A 14,739-nucleotide genomic window follows, 5' to 3' on the forward strand; every position below is an offset into this window, starting at 1 on the left:
CATGACCGCCCCTTCCCACTCCCCGTCCGGCCGGGATCCGTACGGCTTCGACACCGTGGTGGACAGGCACGGCACGTGGTGCACGCAGTGGGACTACGTCGAGGACCGCTTCGGCGTGCCGGATCTGCTGCCGTTCACGATCTCCGACATGGACTTCGAGACGGCCCCGGAGATCCTGGCGGCGCTGCGCGGCCGTCTTGACCACGGCGTGCTCGGCTATTCACGGTGGCGGCAGGACGACTTCCTCTCCGCGATCGTCCACTGGTACGCGACACGGCACGCGACGGCCGTCGACCCCGGGTCGGTCGTCTACGCGCCCTCCGTCGTCTACCAGTTGTCGCAGCTGCTCCGACTGTGGTCGCGCCCCGGTGACGGAGTGGTCGCGCACACCCCCATGTACGACGCGTTCCCCAAGACCGTGGCGGCCCACGGGCGCCGGCTCCTGGAGTGCCCCCTCGACGACCCGGCGGAGCTGGAGCGGCTCCTGGCACTGCCGGACACGGCCGTGCTGCTCCTGTGCTCTCCGCACAACCCGACGGGCCGGGTCTGGTCCGCGGACGAGCTGGACTCGATGGCGCGGCTGTGCGCCCGGCACGGTGTGGCCGTCATCAGTGATGAGATCCATTCCGACCTGGCCCACCCGCCGCACGTCCACCGCCCCTGGTCCCGGCACGGCGGCGAGGGCCGGTGGGCCATGATCACCTCGGCGTCCAAGTCGTTCAACATCCCTGCCCTGACCGGGAGTTACGGGATCATCGGCGATCCCCCCTCGCGCGACGCCTACCTGAGGCAGCTCAAGGAGGCCGACGGCCTCTCCTCCCCCGCGGTGCTGTCGCTGGTCGGCCACATCGCCGCGTACAGGGAAGGTGCGCCCTGGCTGGACGCACTGCGCACGTATCTCGCGGGCAACCTCGCGATGGTCGCCGAGCGGCTCCGCACGGAGTTCCCGCAGCTCGGCTGGGAGCCCCCGCAGGCGGGGTACCTGGCCTGGATCGACCTGCGGCCGCTCGGCGTCGACGACGACCTGCTGCAGCGCGAGCTCGTCGAGGTGGAGAAGGTGGCCATCATGCCGGGAGCGGCGTACGGCTCCCCAGGGCTGGTCCGGCTCAACGTGGGTTGCCCGCGGTCCAAGGCTGTCCAGGGTGTCGAGGCACTGGTGCGCGCACTGCACCGGCAGTAGGGGGCCGCGCCGGGGCCGTCCGGGCATTTTGCCCGCACATGGTTCCGCACCGGCTCTTGACATATATATAATTGCAATATGCATCAATTGCCGTCCCTGGCAGGCCCCACCGACGAGCAGCGCATCGAAAGCGCCGCCCGGGGCCTCCTCAGAGGCATCGGGCGGCTCTCGCAGACGCTCTTCCGCACCGGTGATTTCGGGCTCAGCCGCAGCCAGGTGGCCGTGCTCGACGCCCTGGAGGACGGCCCCCGGCGGGTGACCGCACTCGCCGCGTACACAGGCATGGCGCAGCCCCGCGTGACCGTGGTCCTGCAGAGTCTCGAAGAGCGCGGCCTGGCCACGCGCGAGCGCCGCGCCGCCGACCGGCGAGTCGTGGAGGCCTCCCTGACCCCGGCCGGCCGGGACCTGTTCGAGCGCGGGCGCCGGCGCATGGCAGCAGCGCTGCTGCGTGGTCTCGACGCAGGCGTCGACGACTCCGAGCGCGCCGTGAGCGCCGCCCGCGACGCCCTCACCACCCTGCTCGACGCGATGGATTCGGAGCCCAGTTGATCAGCCCAGGTACCGCGCCGTCGGACACGGCGCCGGAACTCGCGCCCTCCGCACCTCCCCCCACGAGCCCCGCACCCGCGACAGGTCCCGCGCGTGCCGTAGCACCGCACCGGGTGGGCGGGCCACGGCGCCGCTGGGACTGGATACTCGCGGCTGACCCCGGCCTCGGGCAGCTCCAGGCGGGATGGCGCACGCTCGTCGCGATGGTGACCTCGCTCGCGGTCGGCTACGGGATGGCGCGCGCCCTGGACGTCCCGGCCATGATCGGCATGATGGTCGGCGGGATGATGGGCCTGATGAGCGCCTTCGCCGTCGCCGAGAACACCTGGCAGCGGCTCGGCCGCGCCATCCTGTGGATGCCGTTCCCCTACGCCGCCGTCCTGTGGCTGGCGGCCGAGCTGCACGACGACCGCGGGCTGGAGATCAGCCTGATGGTCGCGGCACTCGCGCTGACCTTCTTCCTCGCCAGGTTCGGGCAACTGTCCCTGCTCACAGGCATGATGCTGTTCAACGGCCTGATGGTCGGCATGATGGCGGACATCCCCGCGTCCATGTCGGGCAAGGCGTTCGTCGTCGCCCTGGTGTCCGCCGCCGCGGTGCTCGCGACACGGCTGGTGTTCTGCTACCCGATGCCGCGTGAGGACCTGCTGCGCACCCAGCGCGCCTTCGTCGTGGAAGCACGCCGGGTGGCCGACGCGGCCGTCGAGACGCTGGACCCCGATGCCGACCGGGAGCGGGCCGTGCGCCGTATGACGCGCGCCCTGCACCACCTCAACGTCACCACCGTCACCATCGACGGCCGGCTCGCCCAGCCCGAGGTCGCCGCCGACCCCGGCATGGCCGAGCTGCTGCACCGCCACCTCTTCGACGCCGAGCTCGCCCTGCGCGGTATCGGCCGGGCCGTGCAGGACCTGGCCCGCCTCGACGCGTCACCACAGCTGCGCGAGGCGGTGGCCGTCGGCCTCGTCATCGCGCGGGACACCCCGCTCGGCAGTGCCCAGGGCCTGCGCCCGGCCGCCGAACGCATCCGCCGTCAGGCACACCTCGTGCTCGGCACTTCCGTGGCCGGCGACGGGCAGGCGGAGACCGTGGAGCCGGCCTGTCGCGTGGCCCAGCTCCTGGACTCCCTGGCCGACTCGCTCTCCCACTGGCTCGCGCTGGGCTGGGACTCCCCCGAATGTCCTGCCCGGGTCCCCTTCCAGCCGACCGTGGCCCTGGAGCGCGACCGTCCCGCCGGGTCGGCCGCCGCGACGAAGCGCCTGCTCGCCTCGCGGACGGAGAAGAGCTGGCGACGCGCCATCCCGTTCGTACGCGCACCGCTGCACGCGGGGATCGCCGCCGCCATCGTCTGCCCCATCACCGACGCGATCGACCCGCAGCGCTTCTACTGGGGTCTGGTCGGCGTGATGATCACCCTCTTCGGCACGAACACGACGCACGAGCGCCTGCGTAAGCTCGGCCACCGCATGGCGGGCACCGTGGCCGGTGCGGTGATCGGCATCGTTCTGCTCCGCCTCATGGGCCACGGCCATGTCTACGGGACGCTGACGGTCATCGTGGCGGGCCTCACCCTCGGGGCCTGGGGGATGCAGCGTGCGTACGCCCTCTGGGTCGTCGGACTCGTCGTCGCGCTGGTGCAGTTGTACGGGCTGACGACGTCCTACGGCGGCATGGACCATCTGCTCGGCGAGCGGCTGCTGGACAACGGCCTCGGGATACTCGTGGCGACGGTGTGCGCCGCGCTGATCTTCCCGCTGTCCAGCCGAAGGATCACGCGGGAGGCGGAGCGCGGCTATGTGTCCACCGTCGACGCCCTGGTCTCGCAGCTCGCCCTGCGCTGGGAGGACCCCGAGGCACCTGTCCGGCTGCGCGGGGCCGCCCGTGCGGTGGACTCCGCCCTGTTCGAGGTCGTGAGCCTGGCGCGACCGCTGGTGCGGATGCCGCGCGGTCTGCGGGGGCGCGACGCCGAGAACCGCACCGCGCTGCTCACCACGGCGACGGGCCATGCCCGCGCCCTCGCCGCTGCCGCGGACATCGACATCGACCTGGCCCCCGCGTCAGCCGAACGGTTCGCCCGGATCACCACGACGCTCAGCCGTTCCCTGCACACCCTGGACCGCTCGCTGACCACAGGTGAGCCCGAGGGTGACTGGCACCGGGTGAGCCCGCTGGTCCGGGAACTGCGGGCAGACCTCGATCAGGCGCCGCCGGGGCCCCGGGCATCGCGGATCCGTACGACGCTGCGGGAGCTGGCCGCACTCGACGAGACGCTCGCCGGGTACGCGGAGCGGTGCGGGCTCACCGTGCACAGCGACGTCCCTGTCGCTCCGGCCGCCTCGCACGGAGGGATGACGGTCACCGGTGTCGTCCGGTGCGCCGCGCACCCCGCCGGGTGTGCGGGATGGCTCACCGTGATCGACGCACGGGGGAAGAGGGTCGCGGCAGGGCCCGTACGGTCGGGCCGGTACCGCGTCGGCGGGCTCCGGCCGGGAAGCCACACGCTCGTCGTGGCGGGGACGTCCCATGCTCCGCACGCGGAGTTCCTGTACGTACCTCAGGCGCGGGAGGCCCGCCCGGTCAGCCACGACATGCGGCTGTAGGTTCACACCGGCGGTCAGCCGAGGACGAACGGGAGTCGCGCGGCCAGTTCTCCCAGTCCGTCCCTCTCCGTGTCGTCCGGGGGACGCCGTCCGGTGCCGACCAGCAGCGCGTCCTTGTCCGGGAGTGAGGCGGGGAAGGGCGCCCCGGCGATCTCCTCCAGCAGCAGACGGGAGCGGCGGAGCCCCTCCTCGGTGGCTTCCGGGGCACCCGGGAGATGGGCGACCAGATCGAGGTGGTGCAACGTCCACTCCAGGACGTACGTGGTGAGGTAGTCGCCGACCGTCAGGACCTCGTCGCGCGTGGCGACCCTGAGGCCGGGACGGACGAGTCCGGCCGCGCGGCCGGCGGCGGACCCCACATCGTCCAGGTGGAACTTCAGCAGCCAGGGCTCCTCGTACGCGGCGGCGAGGCGGACCGTCAGCGCGTCGAGCGGGTCGTCGCCGCTCGGCGGCGTCCCGGTGACCTCCCAGTAGGTCGCCGCGTCGCGGGTCGGTTCCGTGTCGGCGGGTGTCGCCAGGGTGATCAGGACGTCCTGGGCATCGATGACCAGATGGCACACCAGGTCCCGTACGAGCCACCCGGCGCAGCCGGACGGCCGCGCGAAGTCCTCGTCCGTGAGCCCGGCGACCGCCGCGCGCAACGCGCTCCACGTATGGGAGAAGAGATCCACCATCAGCACGCTAGTGCGGTGCGGCACGGCCGTACAAGCACCTACGGCAGGGTGGACTCGACGCCGGCCAGGATGAGGTCGATGCCGGCCAGGAACTGCTCACGGTCGTCGTGTTCGGGCAGCTGGGCCGCGACCTGGTGCACGAACGGGTACCGCTCGGGGTCGAGCTGCGCCCACTGTGCGGCGGCGGCGCCGAGGACGGCCTCCCGGTCGGTGCCCGGCGGGTACAGACGGGCGTTCGCGGCGTTCTGCCCGGCGACACCGAGGGTGTAGCTCACGAGCGCCGAGGTGGCGTAGAACTGCGCCTGCGCGGGAACACCGAGCGCCTGGAGCCGGCTGCCCATGCCCTCGAAGATCTGCGGCATCGCGACCGTCCACGTGGCCCGGGAGAGCTGGGCCCCCACCCACGGGTGCACGTCGATCGCGTCGAAGACCCCCAGGGCGAGGGCCCGGATCGTCTCCCGGGGCTCGGTGTCGCCGGGCACCTCCGTCACGACACGGGCGATGACGTCGTTGGTGGCCGCCACGAGCAGCTCGTCCTTGTTGGCCACGTGCCAGTAGATCGCCCCGCTCCCTGTGGCCAGGCTCGCGGCGAGCGCGCGGAAGGTCAGAGCGCTCTCACCGCCGTTGTCGAGGATCTCGATCGCGGCCTCGACGATGCGCTCCTTCGAGAGCGCGTCCGTCCGCCGATCCGCCCGTCGTGTCCTGGTCGCCATGTCCACCAGTTTGACATGTCTGGAACGTCGTTCCAACATGGAGTCGTGGAACAGCGTTCCAGTCAACGTTCCCATCAGGTTCGGAAAGGAATCACGATGACCGCACCGATCACGATCGTCGGCGCCGGCCTGGGCGGCCTCACCCTCGCGCGCGTCCTCCACGTCCACGGCATCGCCGCGACGGTTTACGAGTCCGACCCCTCGCCCGAGTCCCGCACACAGGGCGGCCAGCTCGACATCCACGAGGACGACGGACAGCGCGCGCTCGCGGACGCCGGCCTCACCGACGCGTTCCACGCGATCATCCATGAGGGCGCCGACGCGGCACGCGTGCTCGACGAGCACGGCGCACTGCTCCTCGACATCCCCGGCGACGACTCGATGGCGCGTCCCGAGGTGCTGCGAGGAGACCTGCGCCGGATCCTGCTCGACTCCCTGCGCGACGGGGTGGTCCGGTGGGGGTGCAAGGTCGGCGGCGCCCGGCCCCTCGGTGACGGCCGGCACGAACTGGCCTTCTCCGACGGCTCGACCGTGACCACCGGGCTCCTCGTCGGTGCCGACGGCGCCTGGTCGAAGATCAGGCCGCTGCTCTCGGACGCCGTGCCCGCCTACGTCGGCACGACGTTCGTCGAGACCTACCTCCACGACGTGGACACCCGGCACCCCGCGACCGCAGCGGCCGTCGGCAAGGGCGCCATGTACGCCCTGACCCCGGGGAAGGGGATCGTCGCGCACCGCGAGGCGGGCGGCGTCCTCCATACCTACGTCGAGCTGAACCGCGCGGCCGAGTGGATCGCCGCCATCGACTTCACCGACGGGGCAGCGGCGAGTGCCCGGATCGCGGCCGAGTTCGAGGGCTGGGCTCCGGAACTCACCGCGCTGATCACGGACGGCGAGACGGCTCCGGTCGCACGCATGCTCCACACGCTCCCTGACGGACACCGGTGGGACCGCGTGCCCGGGGTCACGCTCCTGGGTGACGCCGGGCACCTGATGCCGCCGTCGGGCGACGGCGCGAACCTGGCGATGTTCGACGGCGCCGAGCTGGGCAAGGCCATAGCCGCCCGCCCCGACGACATCGAGGAGGCACTCACCGCCTACGAGGAGGCGATGTTCGCGCGCGGCAAGGCCTTCTACGCGGACGCGCACGAGGTCCTGGACCTCTGCCTCGGCGACCGCGCGCCGTTCGGATTCATCGACTTCTTCAACGGCGTACCCCAGGAAGGGTCCTGAAGCGCAGAGGGCGCTAGTGTCCCCGGCTATGAACGAGCTGAGCGAGCCGGCCTCCCTGCACGCGACCCGGGTGGCCTACGACACCGTTGCCGTCAACTACGCGGAGCGCGTGCCTCCAGCGTTCGAGGGCGACCTGCACGGCCGCGCGATGATAGGCACGTTCGCCGAACTCACCCGTGCTCCCGACGCAGGGCCCGTCGCCGATCTCGGCTGCGGGCCCGGCCATGTGACGGCGCACCTCCGGTCCCTCGGGGTGGACGCGTTCGGCATCGACCTGTCCCCCGGGACAGTCGCGGTCGCCCGTCGCCGGCATCCGGAACTGCGGTTCGACGAGGGGTCGATGACCGATCTGGACCTGGCGGACGGCAGCCTCGGCGGCATCATCGCCTGGTACTCGATCGTCCACACCCCCTGGGAGCTGCTGCCGGTCGTGTTCGCGGAGTTCCACCGCGTGCTGGCCCCGGGGGGCCATCTGCTGATGGCCTTCAAGGCGGGTGACAAGCTCAAGCACCTGGAGAACGCATACGGGCACGAGCTCTCCCTCGACGTCTACTGGATGTCTCCCGACCGCGTCGCCGAGCTGCTGGGCCGGGCCGGCCTGACGGTGGACGCCCGGCTGATCACCGAGCCGAAGGAACAGGACAAGCCTCGACAAGGTCAGCAGGCGTACTTCCTGGCCCGCAAGCCGTGAGCAGGGGGCGGCGCCCGGCAGGCCGCAGGACAGCCGGAGCTCAGGGCGCCTCGGCGGCCGGCATCTCCTCGATGAGGCCGGCGGCGCACGGGGTACCGCCCTCGGCCCGGGCTGCGGCCTGCAACTGCCGGGACCGGGCGCCGCGGGCCGCGTGGGGCGGGAGCTGAAGGGGCGTGACGAGGACGCGCTGTCAGGGCCGGCCGGTCCGCAGGGCGGCCTCCTCCAGGTCGGCGACGGTCCCCGACATGATCGTCCGTACGTGCGCGGTGATGTGCCGCACGGGCCAGTCCCACCACGCGACGGCGAGAAGCCGGGCGACGTCCGCTGCGTCGTAGCGGGTGCGGATGAGCTGGGCGGGGTTGCCGCCGACGATGCCGTAGTCGGGGACGTCGCCGGTGACCACGGCGCCTGCGGCGATGATCGCGCCGTGGCCGATCCGTACGCCGGGCATGACCGTGGCGCCGTGCCCGAACCAGACGTCGTTGCCGACGACGGTGTCACCCCGGCAGGGCAGTCCGGTGATCAGGTCGAAGTGCTCGGCCCAGGAGCCGCCCATGGTGGGGAAGGGAAATGTGGACGGTCCGTCCATGCGGTGGTTGGCGCCGTTCATGATGAACCGCGTGCCGGTGCCCAGCGCACAGTACTTGCCGATGACGAGCCGCTCGGGCCCGTAGTGGTACAGGACGTTGCGCGTCTCGAAGGCGGTCGGGTCGTCCGGATCGTCGTAGTACGAGTAGTCACCGATCTCGATCAGGGGCGAGCGCACCAGCGGCTTGAGCAGGACGACGCGCGGGTGCTCGGGCATCGGGTGGAGCACGGTGGGGTCGGCGGGAACGGGCTGCATCGTGGAGGCGATTCCTCTCGGGTGGACCACTAGTGCGACAGCTGTATCTTTAAGATGCTGGCACAGCGGAAGCATGTCGATCAACCGGATATGGGATTGCCGATGACAGACCCGACGGCCACGAGGCCCGGCGGCCGGACCGCCCGTATCCGCGCCCAGGTCCTCGACGCGGTACGCGCCGAGCTCACCGAAGGTGGCCATGAAGGGCTCACGATGGAGGGTGTCGCGACCCGCGCGGGAGTGCACCGCGCCACGGTCTACCGGCGTTGGCGCGATGTGGGAGGCCTGCTCGTCGATGTCATCGACGCGGCCGGCGAGACCGACTGGCGACCACCGGACACCGGCTCCCTGCGCGGCGATCTGACGGCCCTCAACGAGGAGATCCAGGAGTCCCTGGTCGTACGGCCGTCGTTCGCCGTCGCCCTGATGGCCGCCTCGTTCCACTCCGAACAGGCCGCGCTGGCGCAGACACAGCTGTGGGCAGACCGGTACGCCCAGTGCGAGATCCTGGTCGACCGCGCCGTCGAGCGCGGCGAACTCCCCGCGCAGGACACGGATGCCCGGAGTTTGCTGATCGCCGCCACGGCGCCGCTCTACCACCAGCTGATGCTCCTGCGCGCCGATCCCGACCCACGGCTCCCGGAACGGGCAGCCGCGGCGGCGGTGCTGGCGGCTGTCGCCGGCGCCTTCGCCGTCCGTCGGGAGGAGGACGCGTGATCGCGGAGAGAAGTGGTCACTGATCGCCGCGCAGGTACCGCGTGACCATGCCGACCAGTTCCTTCTCGAACGTCTCGACCGGAATGGTCCGCGGGTCGGCCATCAGCTTGTGCGTGTTCACCTCGACGGTGAAGACGATGAGTTCGGCCGCGGTGTCGAGGTCCTGTACGCGGACATCCGGATGCCTGGCGAGGAGGTCACGCACCTGGCCGACACGGTTCTTCTGGTGCCGGTCGATCGTGTCGAGCAGCTCCTGCGAGAGCGGCGCCTCCTCGAACATGATCCGCAGCAGCTGCGGATCGTCGCGGTGGTTGTCGATCGCATCGCGGACCAGTGCCCGCACCATCGTCTCCAGGCTCCCCACGGACAGGTCGAGCTCGTCCCCGTGCATCCACCTGCCACGGTCGATGTGCCGCACCAGCAGCTCGGCAAGGACGGCGTCCTTGTTCGGGAAGTACTGGTACAGCGAACCGATGGAGATCCGGGCGCGCTCCGCGATGCGGTTGGTGGTGCCCGCGGCATAGCCGTACTCGGCGAAAACGTGAGCAGCTGCCGTGAGGATGCGCTCGCGGGTGAGCTCGGCCCGCACCTGGCTGGGCTTGCGACGTGGCTGTAGACGGCGGTCGGCCGACGGCATCCGATGGTCCTTTCACGACAGGAAAAGCGAGTAGCCAAAAAACTGAGTGATTGTTCAGAATAGTGCCATGAGCTGCGGAAACAAGGCCACACCTGTAGCGGGTGATGCGCCGTGATCCCCAAGGTGCACCTACCCGAGTCCCGTTCGATGATCACGCTTGAGGTGCGTCGGCGCGCCTTCCTCACCCCGGGCTTCGCGAGCGTCACCCTCGGCGGTCCTGCCGTGCGGGACCTGACCGTCGCCGGTAACGACCAGGCGGTCCGCCTGTTCTTCCCCCGCGAGGGACAGACCACGCTGCGGATGCCGACGGTCTCGAACGAGGCATGGATGGCCCAGCTCCTGCTGATGCCGAAGCCGACCCGCCCGTGGGTGCGCAACCTGACCATCCGGCGCGTACGGCCCGCGGACGACGAGATCGACATCGAGTTCGCCCTGCACGGCGACTCACCCATGTCGTCCTGGGTACGCCGGGCCGAACCGGGCGACCCGGCCGGGATCTTCGATATGGGCACCACGTACCGGCTGCCGGAGCACGCGAAGGGACAACTGCTGGTCGGCGACGAGAGTGCGTTGCCCGCCATCCTGTCGATCATCGAGGGAACACCGCCCTCGCAGGCCACGGAGGCGTACGTGGAGGTGGCGTCCTCGGCCGACATCCGGTCCTTCGAGGCACCTGCCGGCGTCCGCGTCCACTGGCTCAGTCGCGACGACGGACACCTACGGCCCGGCGCCCAAGCGCTGGAGGCCGTACGCCGGGCATCGCTTCCGGCCGGTCCCTTCTACACCTGGGTCGCCGGCGAGTCCCGGCTGGCGACGACCGTACGGCGGCATCTGGTCAACGACCGCGGCGTGCCCAAGCGGGACATCTCATTCGTCGGCTATTGGCGCCTGGGCCGGTCGACGCCCGGCTGAAAGGAAATCTCATGCGGCAGTCCGAGCAGTGGAACGGCCTGAACCGGCTGACGACGGTGGACGAGCTCGGGGCGGCCGTCGGGCACCCGGCGCCCGCGGTCATGCTCAAGCAGATCAGCGCCCTGGACGAGGGCTGCCGGGCCGTCCTGGCCAGGTGTCCGATCGCGGCCTTCGGCCACCGGGACGCCGACGGCACCAGCAGAACGACCTTCATCGGCGGCAGGGCGGGATTCGTACGTGTCCACTCGCCCACGCGGATCTCGTTCTCCCTGCCCCGGCCCGGCGATCCGCACGGTCCGGTCTCGTTCTTCTTCCTCCTGCCGGGTGTCGGGGAGATCCTGCGCGTCAACGGTTCGGTGGCCACGCGAAAGGAAGCGGTGCTGACCGTCGACGTCCAGGAGGCGTACGTGCACTGCGCCCAGGCCGTCCTCAGGTCCCGTCTGTGGCAACCGCCCGCCCTCGCTGCCGTGCCTGCCGCTGGGATCACGGGTGATGGCCCGCTGCGCGGCCCCGGTGTCGCCGACTTCCTGGCCGCGGCACCCTTTCTCGCGCTGTCCACGGCGGACTCGTCCGGCGGGAGCGACACGAGTCCGCGCGGGGACAGGGAGGCGGTCGCGCGCGTCCTGGACGGCCGGACGCTCGCGATTCCCGACCGCAAGGGCAACAAGCGCGCCGACACGCTCCACAATCTGCTGCGGGACGACCGGCTGTCCCTCGCCGCGCTCGTCCCTGGACGCAGCGGTGTGCTGCACATCCGGGGTCGTGGGGCGATCACCGACGACCCGGAGCTCCTGGAGACGATGGCCCTGCGTGGGGTGTCTCCGCACCTGGCGCTGCTCATCGATGTCGAGCACGCCGAGGTGCGTGGCAACGACGCCGTGGCGCGCTCCCGGATGTGGGCTCCAGGTGTGCACCTCGCCCGTGGCACGACGCCGGACCTGATGGCGCTGGCGGGCGAGCATCTCGCTGCCCGTTCCTCCGACGCCTCGGGCCTTCCACCCGCGTTCCTGTTGAAGGCGATCGGGGCGGTTCCTGGGGCGCCCCGGCTCATGCGGCTTGTGGCGGACCGCCTCTACCGCTCGGGGCTGCGCAAGGAGGGCTACGAGGACGCCGAGCCCGTCGCGAGCAGGCGGCGTCGCGGCTTCCTGCGCCGGCGCCCTGCGGACGGTGGGCATCCTGCCGCCGGTGAAGCGGCGGCAACGGCGGAGCACGCCCTGCGGGACGTGCGCATCGTCGGGGTGCGCAAGGAGACACCGGGAGCGGTCACCCTCGCGCTGGAGGACGCCGAAGGGGACCCGGGAACCTTCGACTTCCGGCCCGGCCAGTTCTTCACGCTGGTCGCCGAGATCGACGCCCGCCCGGTGCGACGGGCCTATTCGGCCTCGTCGGCGCCCGGTTCCACGCGGCTGGAGGTCACCGTCAAGCACATCGACGGCGGCCGGTTCTCCACCCATGTGCACCACGGTCTCCGCGTCGGGGACCGTCTCTCGGTGCGCGGTCCTTCGGGGTCCTTCCACGCCGAGCCGGAACCCCCGGACGAGATCGTCCTCATCGCGGCGGGCAGCGTGTGACACCGATGATGAGCATGATCCGCGCGCGGCTCGCCGTCCGGCAGGGCACCGACCGGATCGCGCTGCTCTGCAGCAGCCGTGGCGCGGACGAGGTCATCTTCGCCGACGAGCTGGCCCGGCTGGCGAAGGACGCCCCGGGCCGGCTGTCGGTCACCCATGTACTGACCGGCCGGGACGGACGGCTCGACGCGGACGGCGTGCGCCGGTGGATCGCCCGCCTCTCGCCGTCCGCCGACGCCCACTACTACACCTGTGGTCCCGGTCCCCTGATGGACACTGTGCGGAGCGTCCTGGCAGGGCTCGGGGTCCTGGAGGAGCTGGTGCATCAGGAGCACTACACCAGCGGAGCGGACACGGGGCCCACGGCGACGGCCCCGCAGGAGATGACCGTCGAGCAGGAGGGTCACCCCGTCGCCACGGTGGTGGTCGAGCCGGGTCAGACGCTGCTCGACGCGGGACTCGCCGCGGGGCTGCCGATGCCGCACTCCTGCACGGTGGGGAACTGCGGCGACTGCATGGTGCGGCTGCGTGGCGGAGAGATCGCACAGAACGAGCCGAACTGCCTCACCCCACAGCAGAAGGCCGACGGCTACGTACTGACGTGCGTGGGCTGCCCCCTGTCGAAGGTCACCCTCGACATCACGGACCCGTGACTGCCTGCCGGCCGCCGGTCGCGTGACACTCGCGGCCACGGCCTCGCCCCGGATACGTATGCCTGAAATGTGGGACGAGGGGTAGGCGGGCGGTGTATGAGGCGGGTGGTGCGACCGAGTGACGGGGTATGTGGCATGGAACAGCTGGCGGCGAGGTACGGGCCCGAGCGGGACTGTCCGCGGGCCGGCGGGGGCGTCATGGCGGGGAGCGCCGCGTATGCCATGGACTCGGGAGAGATCTCCCGTGCCCGTGCCTTCGTCCGGGACTTCCTGTCCGACGCGCGCACGCTGCGAGGTGTGGACGTCCCCACGCGGGCGCTGGAGGTCGCGCAGCTGGTCGTGAGTGAGCTGGCCACGAATGTCTGCAAGTACGCGCCCGGCCCGTGCCTGCTGGATCTCGAAGTCGGCGACGACCGGCTGAGCGTCACCATGTGGGACTCGGGCGCCGTGCTCCCCAGCGCGCTCCGGGGCGACCCCGTACGCGAGGGGCAGCACGGCCTGGAGATCGTGCTCGCGCTCTGCCGGAGCTTCGAGGTACGCCGCGAGCCGGTGGGCAAGCGGGTACGCGTACAGATCTCGCTGCTCGAAGACGCGGAGGACGACGACGCTCCGGTCGGCCTCTCTCCCTGGTGACGGGCTCCTTGGTGACGGACTCCCCGGTGTCGGACTCCCCGGTGTCGGACCGCCCGGTGTCGCACCCCCCGGTGTCGGACTCCCTGGTGCCGGACGCCTTGGTGTCCGAAGATGCGGCCGGTCACCGTCGTCAGCCAGGCGCCCGGGGGAGGGCAGCGACGCCCGAACTGCTGGAGCGGCCGGTGAACGGCGCACCGGGCCTGGTGACCCGGCACGCCGCCACCGTCATGACCATGGCCTCGTTCGAGATCGCCGACGGCCGTGTCACCCGTCTCTGGGTGGTCCGCAATCCGGCGAAGCTACGGTCATGGACGCGGCGCGACCAGGGCGCGGTCCAGCAGGGGCAGCAGGCGGTCCCAGTGGTGCTGGAGTGCGGCGGGATCGAAGGCGTCGGTGTCGGACATGGTGAAGCCGTGGACGCTGCCCGGGTAGATCTCGGACGTGTGGTCGACGCCCGCGGCGTCCAGGGCCTCGTTGATTTCACCGAGTGCCTCGGGCGTGATGTCGCTCTCGGCGTGGCCCAGGTGGACCTTGGCGGTGAGCCCGGAGAAGAGGCGGCGCAGGTCCTCAGGACCCTCGGCGCCCACGGGACCGTGGAATGTGGCGACGGCGGCCACCTGGCCGGGGTGGGCCACGGCTGTGCGCATCGCCAGGAGACCGCCGATGCAGTATCCGGTCACCCCGACGGGCCCCGCGGCGACCTCGGGGCGGCCGGCGAGGAAGCCGAGGTAGGCATCGGCGTCACTCAGGATGCGTTCGGTGGTGTGCGCGTGGATCAGGGGCATCAGCTGGGACATGACCGCGGGCCGGGCCTCTTCCCCGATGTACTCGGGGAGTTCGATCACCGGTGTCGGGCCGTTCCGGTAGAAGGGGTTGGGGACGAGCACGTAGTACCCGTGCGCGGCCAGTTCGACGGCCATCTCCCGCAACACCGGCCGGATACCGAAGCCGTCCGGGTACATCAGCACCCCTGGGTGCTGCCCGCCCTGGTCGGGGAATGCGGCGAACGCGTCGGACGTGCCGTCCGCGGTGGGAATGTGCAGCGTCGTGGTGGGCATGGGGTCTCCAGTCGTGGTCGATGTGTCGAGCTGTGATCAACACGAAAGGAGGCGGAGCCCGCGCGGCGGCGCCG

Annotated in this window: 15 protein-coding genes; 10 read left to right on the forward strand and 5 right to left on the reverse strand. The window is 71.2% G+C overall.

Features of this window, described 5'->3' with window-relative positions:
- Position 1 precedes the first annotated feature (1 nt).
- From AB0C75_RS20320 to AB0C75_RS20330, 3 genes are all read left to right on the forward strand, one after another.
- Positions 2-1,180, forward strand: a complete 1,179-nt coding sequence (locus tag AB0C75_RS20320) for a MalY/PatB family protein (protein ID WP_362892678.1) — start codon at positions 2-4, stop codon at positions 1,178-1,180.
- Positions 1,181-1,258: 78 nt separating this feature from the next.
- The gene (locus AB0C75_RS20325; protein WP_362892680.1) at positions 1,259-1,729 is read left to right on the forward strand and encodes a MarR family transcriptional regulator; all 471 of its coding nucleotides are present in this window, start codon (positions 1,259-1,261) and stop codon (positions 1,727-1,729) included.
- A gap of 113 nt (positions 1,730-1,842) precedes the next feature.
- The gene (locus AB0C75_RS20330) at positions 1,843-4,329 is read left to right on the forward strand and encodes an FUSC family protein (RefSeq protein ID WP_362892682.1); all 2,487 of its coding nucleotides are present in this window, start codon (positions 1,843-1,845) and stop codon (positions 4,327-4,329) included.
- A 14-nt stretch (positions 4,330-4,343) separates the two neighbouring features.
- Here AB0C75_RS20330 and AB0C75_RS20335 read toward each other — a convergent pair whose 3' ends face one another.
- Positions 4,344-5,000 (reverse strand): maleylpyruvate isomerase N-terminal domain-containing protein, encoded by a 657-nt coding sequence (locus tag AB0C75_RS20335; RefSeq protein WP_362892826.1) that lies wholly within the window; start codon positions 4,998-5,000, stop codon positions 4,344-4,346.
- A gap of 41 nt (positions 5,001-5,041) precedes the next feature.
- The gene (locus tag AB0C75_RS20340; RefSeq protein ID WP_362892684.1) at positions 5,042-5,716 is read right to left on the reverse strand and encodes a TetR family transcriptional regulator; all 675 of its coding nucleotides are present in this window, start codon (positions 5,714-5,716) and stop codon (positions 5,042-5,044) included.
- 96 nt (positions 5,717-5,812) lie between these two features.
- Between AB0C75_RS20340 and AB0C75_RS20345 the strand changes: the two genes are divergently transcribed.
- Both AB0C75_RS20345 and AB0C75_RS20350 read left to right on the forward strand, forming a co-directional pair.
- The gene (locus tag AB0C75_RS20345; RefSeq protein WP_362892686.1) at positions 5,813-6,949 is read left to right on the forward strand and encodes an NAD(P)/FAD-dependent oxidoreductase; all 1,137 of its coding nucleotides are present in this window, start codon (positions 5,813-5,815) and stop codon (positions 6,947-6,949) included.
- Positions 6,950-6,977: 28 nt separating this feature from the next.
- Positions 6,978-7,640, forward strand: coding sequence for a class I SAM-dependent methyltransferase (locus AB0C75_RS20350; protein ID WP_362892688.1), 663 nt, complete (start codon positions 6,978-6,980; stop codon positions 7,638-7,640).
- A gap of 190 nt (positions 7,641-7,830) precedes the next feature.
- On the opposite strand, the gene AB0C75_RS20355 is transcribed toward AB0C75_RS20350, so the two are convergent.
- Positions 7,831-8,484: a CatB-related O-acetyltransferase gene (locus tag AB0C75_RS20355; protein WP_362892690.1), complete on the reverse strand. Its 654-nt coding sequence runs from the start codon at positions 8,482-8,484 to the stop codon at positions 7,831-7,833.
- A 102-nt stretch (positions 8,485-8,586) separates the two neighbouring features.
- On the opposite strand from AB0C75_RS20355, the gene AB0C75_RS20360 reads away from it, so the two are divergent.
- Positions 8,587-9,201 carry a TetR/AcrR family transcriptional regulator gene (locus AB0C75_RS20360; RefSeq protein WP_362892692.1) on the forward strand — a complete coding sequence of 205 codons (615 nt, stop codon included), beginning with the start codon at positions 8,587-8,589 and terminating at the stop codon, positions 9,199-9,201.
- 16 nt (positions 9,202-9,217) lie between these two features.
- Here AB0C75_RS20360 and AB0C75_RS20365 read toward each other — a convergent pair whose 3' ends face one another.
- The gene (locus tag AB0C75_RS20365) at positions 9,218-9,838 is read right to left on the reverse strand and encodes a TetR/AcrR family transcriptional regulator (RefSeq protein ID WP_362892694.1); all 621 of its coding nucleotides are present in this window, start codon (positions 9,836-9,838) and stop codon (positions 9,218-9,220) included.
- Positions 9,839-9,985: 147 nt separating this feature from the next.
- Between AB0C75_RS20365 and AB0C75_RS20370 the strand changes: the two genes are divergently transcribed.
- The 4 genes from AB0C75_RS20370 (at position 9,986) to AB0C75_RS20385 (ending at position 13,607) form a co-directional block, all read left to right on the forward strand.
- Complete coding sequence (locus tag AB0C75_RS20370) at positions 9,986-10,750, forward strand: siderophore-interacting protein (RefSeq protein ID WP_362892696.1); 765 nt, start codon at positions 9,986-9,988, stop codon at positions 10,748-10,750.
- Positions 10,751-10,761: 11 nt separating this feature from the next.
- Entirely contained in the window at positions 10,762-12,321 is a 1,560-nt protein-coding gene (locus tag AB0C75_RS20375) for an FAD-binding oxidoreductase (protein ID WP_362892698.1), read from the forward strand.
- A 5-nt stretch (positions 12,322-12,326) separates the two neighbouring features.
- Positions 12,327-12,974 (forward strand): iron-sulfur cluster-binding domain-containing protein, encoded by a 648-nt coding sequence (locus tag AB0C75_RS20380; protein ID WP_362892700.1) that lies wholly within the window; start codon positions 12,327-12,329, stop codon positions 12,972-12,974.
- Positions 12,975-13,109: 135 nt separating this feature from the next.
- Entirely contained in the window at positions 13,110-13,607 is a 498-nt protein-coding gene (locus AB0C75_RS20385) for an ATP-binding protein (RefSeq protein ID WP_362892702.1), read from the forward strand.
- Positions 13,608-13,912: 305 nt separating this feature from the next.
- On the opposite strand, the gene AB0C75_RS20390 is transcribed toward AB0C75_RS20385, so the two are convergent.
- Positions 13,913-14,665 (reverse strand): dienelactone hydrolase family protein, encoded by a 753-nt coding sequence (locus tag AB0C75_RS20390; RefSeq protein ID WP_362892704.1) that lies wholly within the window; start codon positions 14,663-14,665, stop codon positions 13,913-13,915.
- Positions 14,666-14,739: the final 74 nt, after the last annotated feature.

This window comes from Streptomyces sp. NPDC048565 (assembly GCF_040650935.1).
Taxonomy (GTDB): Bacteria; Actinomycetota; Actinomycetes; order Streptomycetales; family Streptomycetaceae; genus Streptomyces.

Excerpts from the sequence above, each read along its gene's own strand:
- AB0C75_RS20390 (WP_362892704.1), bottom strand. The coding sequence starts at position 14,665 with ATGCCCACCACGACGCTGCACATTCCCACCGCGGACGGCACGTCCGAC.
- AB0C75_RS20385 (WP_362892702.1), top strand. The coding sequence starts at position 13,110 with ATGGAACAGCTGGCGGCGAGGTACGGGCCCGAGCGGGACTGTCCGCGG.
- AB0C75_RS20340 (WP_362892684.1), bottom strand. The coding sequence starts at position 5,716 with ATGGCGACCAGGACACGACGGGCGGATCGGCGGACGGACGCGCTCTCG.
- AB0C75_RS20320 (WP_362892678.1), top strand. The coding sequence starts at position 2 with ATGACCGCCCCTTCCCACTCCCCGTCCGGCCGGGATCCGTACGGCTTC.
- AB0C75_RS20360 (WP_362892692.1), top strand. The coding sequence starts at position 8,587 with ATGACAGACCCGACGGCCACGAGGCCCGGCGGCCGGACCGCCCGTATC.
- AB0C75_RS20375 (WP_362892698.1), top strand. The coding sequence starts at position 10,762 with ATGCGGCAGTCCGAGCAGTGGAACGGCCTGAACCGGCTGACGACGGTG.
- AB0C75_RS20355 (WP_362892690.1), bottom strand. The coding sequence starts at position 8,484 with ATGCAGCCCGTTCCCGCCGACCCCACCGTGCTCCACCCGATGCCCGAG.
- AB0C75_RS20380 (WP_362892700.1), top strand. The coding sequence starts at position 12,327 with ATGATGAGCATGATCCGCGCGCGGCTCGCCGTCCGGCAGGGCACCGAC.
- AB0C75_RS20350 (WP_362892688.1), top strand. The coding sequence starts at position 6,978 with ATGAACGAGCTGAGCGAGCCGGCCTCCCTGCACGCGACCCGGGTGGCC.
- AB0C75_RS20345 (WP_362892686.1), top strand. The coding sequence starts at position 5,813 with ATGACCGCACCGATCACGATCGTCGGCGCCGGCCTGGGCGGCCTCACC.
- AB0C75_RS20325 (WP_362892680.1), top strand. The coding sequence starts at position 1,259 with ATGCATCAATTGCCGTCCCTGGCAGGCCCCACCGACGAGCAGCGCATC.
- AB0C75_RS20365 (WP_362892694.1), bottom strand. The coding sequence starts at position 9,838 with ATGCCGTCGGCCGACCGCCGTCTACAGCCACGTCGCAAGCCCAGCCAG.
- AB0C75_RS20370 (WP_362892696.1), top strand. The coding sequence starts at position 9,986 with ATGATCACGCTTGAGGTGCGTCGGCGCGCCTTCCTCACCCCGGGCTTC.